The following is a 9,813-nucleotide window of genomic DNA, read 5'->3' on the forward strand; positions in this document are numbered from 1 at the left end:
AGAACGAGAACGAGACTATCGTCTTAAAAGATTGATAAGTCCCGTCTCGTAGATATTGAAATGAATATAAATTCAGTGTTATTTCATTTATTATTCAATGATTTCTGCTTCTTCAGTTTCAGTAACTGGTGTTTCAGCTTTATCATATTTAACGTCACTATAACGTCTCATACCAGTACCAGCTGGAATTAACTTACCAATAATAACGTTTTCTTTAAGTCCAAGTAAGTCGTCGCGTTTACCTTTGATTGCTGCATCTGTAAGTACACGAGTTGTTTCTTGGAATGATGCTGCTGATAAGAAGCTTTCAGTTTCAAGAGAAGCTTTTGTAATACCAAGCAATACTGGTTTAGCAGTTGCTGGACGTTTACGTTCTTTAAACGCTTCTCTGTTTGCATCTGTGAAGCTATGAATGTCAACCAATGAACCAGGTAATAACTTAGTATCACCAGCTTCGATGATTCTAACTTTACGTAACATTTGTCTTACCATTACTTCTACGTGTTTATCGTCAATTTCTACACCTTGCATACGATAAACTTTTTGAACTTCTTTAAGTAAGTAGCTTTCAGTCGCATTTAAACCAGCAACAGCTAGGAAGTTCTTAGGTTCGATTGAACCTTCAGTTAATACTTCACCACGTTCAACTGATTGACCGACTTCTACTTTTAATCTAGAAGTACCTGAAGCTAAGTAAGATCTTGTTTCATTAGCACCTTTAACAACAATTTCTTGTTGGCGATCTTTTGCTAATTTAATATCTTCAACGACACCTTCGATTTCAGTAATCACAGCTTGACCTTTTGGATTACGTGCTTCGAAGATCTCTTGGATACGTGGAAGACCTTGAGTGATATCGCTACCTGCTACACCACCTGTATGGAATGTACGCATTGTAAGTTGGGTACCAGGTTCACCGATTGATTGGGCAGCGATTGTACCAACTGCTTCACCCACTTCAACTTTTTCACCAGTAGCAAGGTTCTTACCGTAACATTTTTCACATACACCGTGACGTGTGTTACATGTAAATGCTGAGCGGATGTACATTTGTTCAATGCCGGCATCAGTGATTTTCTTAGCAATTTCAGCAGTGATTAATTCGTCTGGACGGATGATGATTTCATCAGTTTCAGGATGACGAATTGTTTCTTTAGAATAACGTCCTTCAATACGTTCGATGAATGGTTCGATCATTTCTGTACCTTCTTTGATATCAGAAACTAGTAAGCCGCGGTCTGTGCCACAGTCTTCTTCACGAACAATAACGTCTTGAGCAACGTCAACAAGACGACGAGTAAGGTAACCAGAGTCAGCTGTTTTAAGGGCTGTATCAGCAAGACCTTTACGCGCACCGTGTGTAGAGATGAAGTATTCTAACACTGTTAAACCTTCACGGAATGAAGATGTGATTGGTAACTCAATAATTTTACCTGATGGTGCGGCCATTAAACCACGCATACCAGCTAATTGTGTAAAGTTAGATGCGTTACCACGTGCACCAGAATCACTCATCATGAAGATTGGATTTGTTTTCTCAAGAGATTGCATTAATTCGCCTTGAATTTGATCTTTGGCATCTGTCCAAATTTCAACAACGGCATTATAACGTTCATCTTCAGTAATTAAACCACGATTAAATTGTTTAGATACACGTTCTACTAATTTTTCGTGCTCATCTAAAATGTCTTGTTTATCTGGAAGTACAACAATATCTGCTACACCAACAGTGATTCCAGCTTTAGATGAGAATTTGAAACCTAAATCTTTCATACGGTCAAGCATCATAGATGTATCAGTGATACTGAATCTATTGAAGACTTCGGCAATAATATTACCTAAGAATTTTTTATTGAATGGTTCAATAAGTTCTTGTTCTTCAAAGTATGCTTTAAGTCCACCTTCACCTAATTGAGTTGGATCAATAAAGTATTTGTCAGGTGTTTTACCTTCAAGATTTGTTTGACTAGGTTCATTGATGAATGCGAATGAATCAGGAATGATTTCATTGAAAATTATTTTACCTACTGAAGTAGCTAAAATTTTGTTGTTTTGAGCTTCTGTGAATGTAGGGTTGTTAAATGATTTCGCATGTACACCAATACGAGTGTGTAAATGAACATAGCCATTTGCATAAGCTTTAAGCACTTCGTTTGTATCATTAAAGATAGTACCAGTGTTCACTGCATCTTTACGTTCTAATGTTAAGTAATAGTTACCTAATACCATATCTTGTGATGGTGTTACGACTGGTTTACCATCTTTAGGGTTCAAGATGTTTTGAGCAGCTAACATTAACATACGTGCTTCAGCTTGTGCTTCTTTAGATAAAGGAACGTGAACGGCCATTTGGTCACCGTCAAAGTCCGCGTTGTAAGCTGTTGTTACAAGTGGGTGTAGACGGATAGCACGACCTTCAACTAATGTAGGTTCGAATGCTTGGATACCTAATCTGTGAAGTGTAGGTGCACGGTTAAGTAATACAGGGTGTTCTCTAATTACATCTTCCAATACGTCCCATACTTCATCGTCCATACGCTCAATTTTACTTTTAGCATTTTTGATGTTAGTAGCAATTTCACGTTGAACTAATTCCTTCATTACGAATGGCTTGAACAATTCAAGCGCCATTTCTTTAGGTAATCCACATTGATACATTTTTAAGCTTGGACCAACAGCGATAACTGAACGACCTGAATAGTCAACACGTTTACCAAGTAAGTTTTGACGGAAACGACCTTGTTTACCTTTCAACATATGTGAAAGTGATTTCAATGGTCTGTTACCTGGACCAGTAACTGGACGACCACGACGACCGTTATCGATTAAAGCATCAACTGCTTCTTGCAACATACGTTTTTCGTTTTGAACGATGATGCCAGGAGCACCTAAGTCTAATAAACGTTTTAAACGATTATTACGGTTAATAACACGACGGTATAAATCATTTAAATCACTTGTTGCGAAACGTCCTCCATCTAACTGAACCATTGGACGGATTTCAGGTGGAATAATTGGAAGTACGTCTAAAATCATCCACGCTGGATTATTACCAGAGTTTCTGAATGATTCAACAACTTCTAAACGTTTAATCGCACGTGTCAATCTTTGACCAGTTGCAGATTCTAATTCGTCACGTAATGATTTTAATTCTTCGTCTAAGTTAATTTCTTCTAATAGGTCTTTAATACCTTCAGCACCCATTTTAGCTACAAATTGACCTGGGTATTTATCATAATATTCTCTGAATTCAGCTTCAGATAATAATGATTTTTTCTCTAAGCCTGTTGGACCTGGATCTACTACAACATATGAAGCGAAATAAATAACTTCTTCTAATGCTCTAGGAGACATGTCTAATAAAAGACCCATACGACTTGGAATACCTTTGAAATACCAAATATGTGAAACTGGAGCAGCTAATTCAATGTGTCCCATTCTTTCACGACGTACTTTAGATTTAGTTACTTCTACACCACATCTGTCACAAACCATGCCTTTGTAGCGTACACGTTTGTACTTACCACAACTACATTCCCAGTCTTTTGTAGGTCCAAAAATTCTTTCACAGAAAAGACCATCTTTTTCTGGTTTCAATGTACGATAGTTGATTGTTTCTGGTTTTTTTACTTCACCGTATGACCATGAACGGATTTTTTCAGGTGAGGCTAAACCGATTTTCATATAATGGAAATTATTTACATCAATCAAGGAGCCTACCTCCTTCAATTTAGATTAGCTGTGCTATTTGATTGATTTACATCTATTGAAACTAAAACAAGTCATATGATTGTAGGGAAGAAATCAGCACGATTAGCTTATTTTAAGTTTAAATCGAACTGAGTTTCTAACCCCTTACTTTTTTTATAACTTCAAATTCTAATTAGTCAGTAGTTTCTTTTTGAGTTTCAGGAACATCTTTTTGTTGTAAATCTACTTTGCGCTCAGTTGCATCTTCATCATCAACATCAGCCATTTCGATTTCATTATCTTGTTCATCCATAACTTTGACATCTAAACCTAAACTTTGCAATTCTTTCATCAATACGCGGAATGATTCTGGAACACTTGGTCTAGAGATGTTTTCACCTTTAACGATAGCTTCGTAAGTTTTAACACGTCCTACTGTATCGTCAGATTTGTAAGTTAAGATTTCTTGTAATGTGTAAGCAGCACCATATGCTTCTAGTGCCCATACCTCCATCTCACCGAAACGTTGTCCACCGAATTGTGCTTTACCACCAAGCGGTTGTTGTGTAACTAGTGAGTATGGACCAGTTGAACGAGCGTGTAATTTATCGTCAACCATGTGTGCAAGTTTAAGCATGTACATAACACCAACAGAAATACGATTATCAAATGGTTCACCAGTTCTACCATCGTATAAGACTGTTTTACCGTCACGAGCCATACCTGCTTCTTCGATTGTTGACCATACATCATCATCGTTCGCACCATCGAATACTGGAGATGCAACATGGATGCCTAAGTTTTTAGCAGCCATACCTAAGTGTAATTCTAATACTTGTCCGATGTTCATACGAGATGGTACACCAAGTGGGTTTAACATGATATCAATTGGACGTCCATCTGGTAAGTAAGGCATATCTTCTTCAGGTACAATCTTAGAGATAACCCCTTTGTTACCATGACGACCACACATTTTGTCCCCAACATGGATTTTACGTTTTTGTACGATGTATACACGTACTAATTGGTTAACGCCTGGAGATAAAGTATCATCGCCTTCTTCACGATTAAACACTTTAACATCTAGAACGATACCACCAGCTCCGTGAGGTACACGTAATGATGTATCACGTACTTCACGTGCTTTTTCACCGAAGATAGCGTGTAATAATCTTTCTTCAGCTGTTAATTCAGTCACACCTTTAGGCGTTACTTTACCTACTAAGATGTCACCGTCTTTAACTTCAGCACCAACGTAGACAATACCACGATCATCTAAGTTTTTAAGTGCATTTTCTGAAACGTTTGGAATATCACGAGTGATTTCTTCAGGTCCTAGTTTAGTATCACGGGCTTCTGATTCATATTCTTCAATATGAATTGAAGTATAAACGTCATCTTTAACTAGACGTTCACTCATAATAACAGCATCCTCATAGTTGTAACCGTCCCAAGTCATGAAACCAACGACAACGTTACGACCTAATGCCATTTCACCTAATTCCATTGATGGTCCGTCAGCTAAAATTTCATTATATTCAACGACATCGCCAACTGAAACAATTGGACGTTGGTTGTAACAAGTACCAGTGTTTGAACGTTTGAATTTAGCTAATGGATAACGATCTAATTCACCTTCATGTTCAGTACCGTTTTCTTCTACTAAACGACGAACTAAGATTTCTTTAGATTCAACATGTTCAACGCGACCTCTATATTTAGCTGTAATTGCAGCGCCTGAGTCACGTGCAGCAACATGTTCCATACCTGTACCAACAAATGGTGCTTCTGTGTTCATCAATGGTACTGCTTGACGTTGCATGTTTGCACCCATTAATGCACGGTTAGAGTCATCATTTTCAAGGAAAGGAATACATGCTGTCGCAGCTGAAACTACTTGTTTAGGAGATACGTCCATGTAGTCCATTTTCTCTTTAGCCATAACTGTGTTATTACCACGGAAACGACATACGACTTCATCATCTAAGAAACGACCATTTTCATCTAAGCGAGAGTTCGCTTGAGCAACTACATAGCTATCTTCTTCATCAGCTGTTAAGTAGTCGATTTGATCTGTAATAGAGTTAGTGTCTAAGTCTACTTTACGATATGGTGTTTCAATGAAACCAAATTCATTCACACGTGCATAACTTGATAATGAGTTAATCAAACCAATGTTTGGTCCCTCTGGAGTCTCGATTGGACACATACGACCATAGTGAGAGTAGTGAACGTCACGTACTTCCATTTGAGCACGTTCGCGTGTTAAACCACCAGGTCCTAATGCAGAAAGACGACGTTTATGCGTTAACTCAGCTAATGGATTGGCTTGGTCCATGAATTGTGATAATTGAGAGCTACCGAAGAACTCTTTAATTGACGCAATAACTGGACGGATATTAATTAATTGTTGCGGTGTGATAGAGTCTGTGTCTTGAATTGACATTCTTTCACGTACAACACGTTCCATTCTTGATAAACCGATACGGAATTGGTTTTGTAATAATTCACCAACTGAACGTAAACGACGGTTTCCTAAGTGGTCAATATCATCTGTATAACCAATGCCATTTAACAAGTTAAAGAAATAACTCATTGAAGCAATAATATCTGCTGGTGTAATACATTTAACTTCTGAATCTGGTAATGCATTACCAATTACAGTAGTCGTACGACCTTCTTCATCATTTGGTACGTAAACTTTGATTGATTGAATCTCAACAGGTTCATCAATAACTGTACCTTCTAATTCAAACACTTCACTATTAGCATTTGTTTCTAAAACTTCCATAATTTCGTCTAATTTACGACGGTCTAAAACTGTACCTTCTTCGGCAACAATTTCACCTGTTTCGCTATTAACGATTGGTTCTGCTAATTTTTGGTTAAATAAACGGTGTTTTAAGTGTAATTTTTTATTAGCTTTGTAACGACCAACACTTGCTAAATCATAACGTTTAGGGTCGGAAAAAGCGTGAATAAAGTAAACTTTTCGCATTTTCAACTGTTGGTGGCTCACCAGGACGTAAACGTTCGTATATTTCTAATAATGCTTGCTCAGTATTTTCAGTGCCATCTTTTTCAAGCGTATTACGTAAATATTCACTGTCTCCTAATAAATCAATAATTTCTTGATCATTTGAGAAGCCTAAAGCACGTAATAATACTGTTAATGGTAATTTACGCGTTCTATCAATACGTACATAAACTACATCTTTAGCATCTGTTTCATATTCTAACCATGCACCACGGTTAGGGATAATTGTCGCATCATAGTTTTCACGACCGTTTTTGTCAATTTTTTCATTGAAATAAACGGATGGTGAACGTACTAATTGAGACACGATTACACGTTCTGCACCATTGATTACGAATGTGCCTGTATCTGTCATTAATGGGAAGTCACCCATAAATACTTCTTGTTCTTTAACTTCGCCAGTTTCTTTGATTATTAGACGTACTTTAACACGAAGAGGTGCAGCATAAGTAGCGTCACGGTTTTTTGATTCTTCTAAATCATATTTTGGTTCACCTAATCGATAATCTACAAACTCTAAAGAAAGGTTACCTGTGAAATCTTCAATTGGAGAAATATCACGGAACATTTCTAATAAACCTTCTTTTAGGAACCAGTCGTAAGATTTAGTTTGAATTTCTATTAAGTTTGGTAATTCTAATACTTCTGAAATTCTCGCATAATTTCTACGTTTACGATGTCTTCCATATTGGACAACTTGACCTGCCAAACAGATTCACCCCTCAAATATTGTGTGATGAACCAATACGCGTAAAATCGTATAACAAGACAAAAAGAAAACGGCAACACAGTTGATGACACCATTTTCGATTCTACATTTATTCTTGTTTATCGTACTCTTTTCGCGTAAAAGTACACACTTATTGAACATAAATTTTTACATTTTATAACTATATCAGAATACGACTTTGAAATCAACCTTTTCGGCTTTTCAATATATAGTACCCTTTATTCTTGTTAACAACTTCGACATTATTGAAAATTTCTTCCATTTTCTTTTTAGCAGAAGGCATACCTTGTTTCTTTTGAATCACAACGTACAACTCACCTTGTGAATTTAACTGTTGATATGCTTCTTCAAAAATACGATGAACAACTTCTTTGCCAGCTCTAATGGGAGGATTGGTTAGTACATAATCAAAATGACTATCCTTTAGTTGTGATAAACCATCACTTTCTTTGATAATGACGTTATCAATTTGATTTGCTTTTTTATTCTTTTCAGCAAGATTTAAGGCACGATGATTCACATCAACCATAGTAACTTGATGATGTGGCGAAACTTTTGCAATCATTAATCCTATCGGACCATACCCGCATCCGACATCAGCAATCGTCTTACTTGGTCCAGGACGATGCTCGTTTAAAAATGTTTGTACTAACGTATCTGATCCAAAATCTACTTGTGCTTTTGAGAACACACCTGCATCTGTAGTTAAATTTAATTGATGGGAATGATAATGATATTGAATGACTCTTTCATCACTTTGTACATTTGGATTTTCATCATAATAGTGTCCCATAACGTCACCTCTTTTTTCATTGTTCATCTTTATTTTACTAGAAAATGAAGTAAAAACCCCGTTATCGTGATAACGGGGTTTTAATTTCTCAAAGAATTCGGGTTACTTCTGATAATGCATTATTAATACATCAAAAACACATAACCTTCGATATTAAGTTAAGATACTAGAATTATTTTAATTCTACAGTAGCTCCAACTTCTTCTAATTGTTCTTTAAGTTTTTCAGCTTCTTCTTTAGCAACGCCTTCTTTGATTACTTTAGGTGCGTTATCTACTAATTCTTTAGCATCTTTTAAGCCTAAGCCAGTTGCTTCTTTAACTGCTTTAACAACTTTGATTTTTGAAGATCCAGCTGAAGTTAACTCAACGTCAAATTCAGTTTTTTCTGCTGCTGCGTCTCCGCCACCAGCTGCACCAGCTGCTGCTACAGGAGCTGCTGCTGTTACACCAAATTCTTCTTCAATTGCTTTTACTAAATCGTTTAATTCTAATACTGACATTTCTTTAATTGCTTCAATGATTTGTTCTTGATTAGCCATTTTATATTTCCTCCAATTATTTTAATTTTTTATGCGCAATTATTCAGCGCTTTCTTCTTTTTGTTCTCCAACAGCTTTAACCGCATAAGCGAAGTTGCGTACTGGAGCTTGTAATACTGATAAAAGCATAGAAACAAGACCATCGTGTGAAGGTAATGAACCAACAGTTTTAACTTCTTCTGCTGAAATAACGCTACCTTCCATAACGCCTGTTTTGATTTCTAAAGCTTCATGTTCTTTAGCAAATCCTGCGATAACTTTCGCTGGTGCTACTACATCTTCAGTTGAAGTTGCAACAGCTGTAGGACCTGTTAAGAATTCATCTAAGCCTTCGATACCTGCTTGTTCAGCTGCACGACGAACCATAGTGTTTTTGTAAACTTTGTACTCAACACCAGCTTCACGTAATTGTGAACGTAGTTCAGTTACTTCTGCAACTGTTAAGCCACGGTAGTCAACGATAACAGTTGAAACTGAATTTTTAAGTTGTTCAGCAATAACATCAACTTGTTGTTTTTTAGCTTCGATAATAGCAGACATTCAGACACCTCCATTTTTATTTTTGGTGCTTTTTAAATTTCTCAATAAAAAAAGCACTTTCTACCCACGGCAAAAAGCGCTTGAAAGATCATTTTTATGATCACACGTTCAAGTCAATTTTAGCCTCGGCAGGATAATTTTTAAGTTATACTATAACTCCTACTGTCTTAGGTAAAATAATCACAATAAATAATATAACCTCATTATTGTAATATGTCAATCACTTTTCCAATTTTTTCTATAAATGAGATAAAGTTATTACTTCTCTATCGACTAATTATTTCTTCGCCATCATATATGAAGACATAGACTTCAATATGTTCGGAATAAATAAATTCCATTTATAGATTACATCATGTTCACACAAAAGTTATTTCTGTATATACATAACAATAACCTGTGACATTCGAAAGTCACAGGTTCTATAATTAAATAAGTTTACACTTAATTAGGCTCTATAATAAATTGGACTGATGACTAAA

At 36.3% G+C, this 9,813-nt stretch carries 4 protein-coding genes, 1 pseudogene and 1 other annotated feature; all 5 genes and pseudogenes read right to left on the reverse strand.

The features are described from left to right. Nucleotides 1-90: 90 nt before the first annotated feature. Nucleotides 91-3,684, reverse strand: coding sequence for a DNA-directed RNA polymerase subunit beta' (rpoC, locus tag HMPREF3134_RS03100; RefSeq protein ID WP_176744126.1), 3,594 nt, complete (start codon nucleotides 3,682-3,684; stop codon nucleotides 91-93). A 199-nt stretch (nucleotides 3,685-3,883) separates the two neighbouring features. Next, nucleotides 3,884-7,436 (reverse strand): annotated as a pseudogene (gene rpoB, locus HMPREF3134_RS03105) (DNA-directed RNA polymerase subunit beta). A 205-nt stretch (nucleotides 7,437-7,641) separates the two neighbouring features. After that, a complete protein-coding gene (locus tag HMPREF3134_RS03110; RefSeq protein ID WP_070440613.1) occupies nucleotides 7,642-8,250 on the reverse strand; it encodes a class I SAM-dependent methyltransferase in 609 nt (202 codons plus the stop codon). A 172-nt stretch (nucleotides 8,251-8,422) separates the two neighbouring features. Then, nucleotides 8,423-8,791: a 50S ribosomal protein L7/L12 gene (gene rplL / locus HMPREF3134_RS03115; protein ID WP_011276720.1), complete on the reverse strand. Its 369-nt coding sequence runs from the start codon at nucleotides 8,789-8,791 to the stop codon at nucleotides 8,423-8,425. A 39-nt stretch (nucleotides 8,792-8,830) separates the two neighbouring features. Beyond that, nucleotides 8,831-9,331: a 50S ribosomal protein L10 gene (gene rplJ / locus HMPREF3134_RS03120; RefSeq protein WP_011276721.1), complete on the reverse strand. Its 501-nt coding sequence runs from the start codon at nucleotides 9,329-9,331 to the stop codon at nucleotides 8,831-8,833. Nucleotides 9,332-9,369: 38 nt separating this feature from the next. Beyond that, nucleotides 9,370-9,521, reverse strand: a sequence feature (ribosomal protein L10 leader region). Nucleotides 9,522-9,813: the final 292 nt, after the last annotated feature.

The sequence above is a fragment of the Staphylococcus sp. HMSC14D10 genome (assembly GCF_001808125.1).
GTDB lineage: Bacteria > Bacillota > Bacilli > Staphylococcales > Staphylococcaceae > Staphylococcus > Staphylococcus haemolyticus.

Coding starts and splice junctions, on each gene's coding strand:
- rpoC (WP_176744126.1), bottom strand. CDS start 3,684: ATGAAAATCGGTTTAGCCTCACCTGAAAAAATCCGTTCATGGTCATAC.
- HMPREF3134_RS03110 (WP_070440613.1), bottom strand. CDS start 8,250: ATGGGACACTATTATGATGAAAATCCAAATGTACAAAGTGATGAAAGA.
- rplL (WP_011276720.1), bottom strand. CDS start 8,791: ATGGCTAATCAAGAACAAATCATTGAAGCAATTAAAGAAATGTCAGTA.
- rplJ (WP_011276721.1), bottom strand. CDS start 9,331: ATGTCTGCTATTATCGAAGCTAAAAAACAACAAGTTGATGTTATTGCT.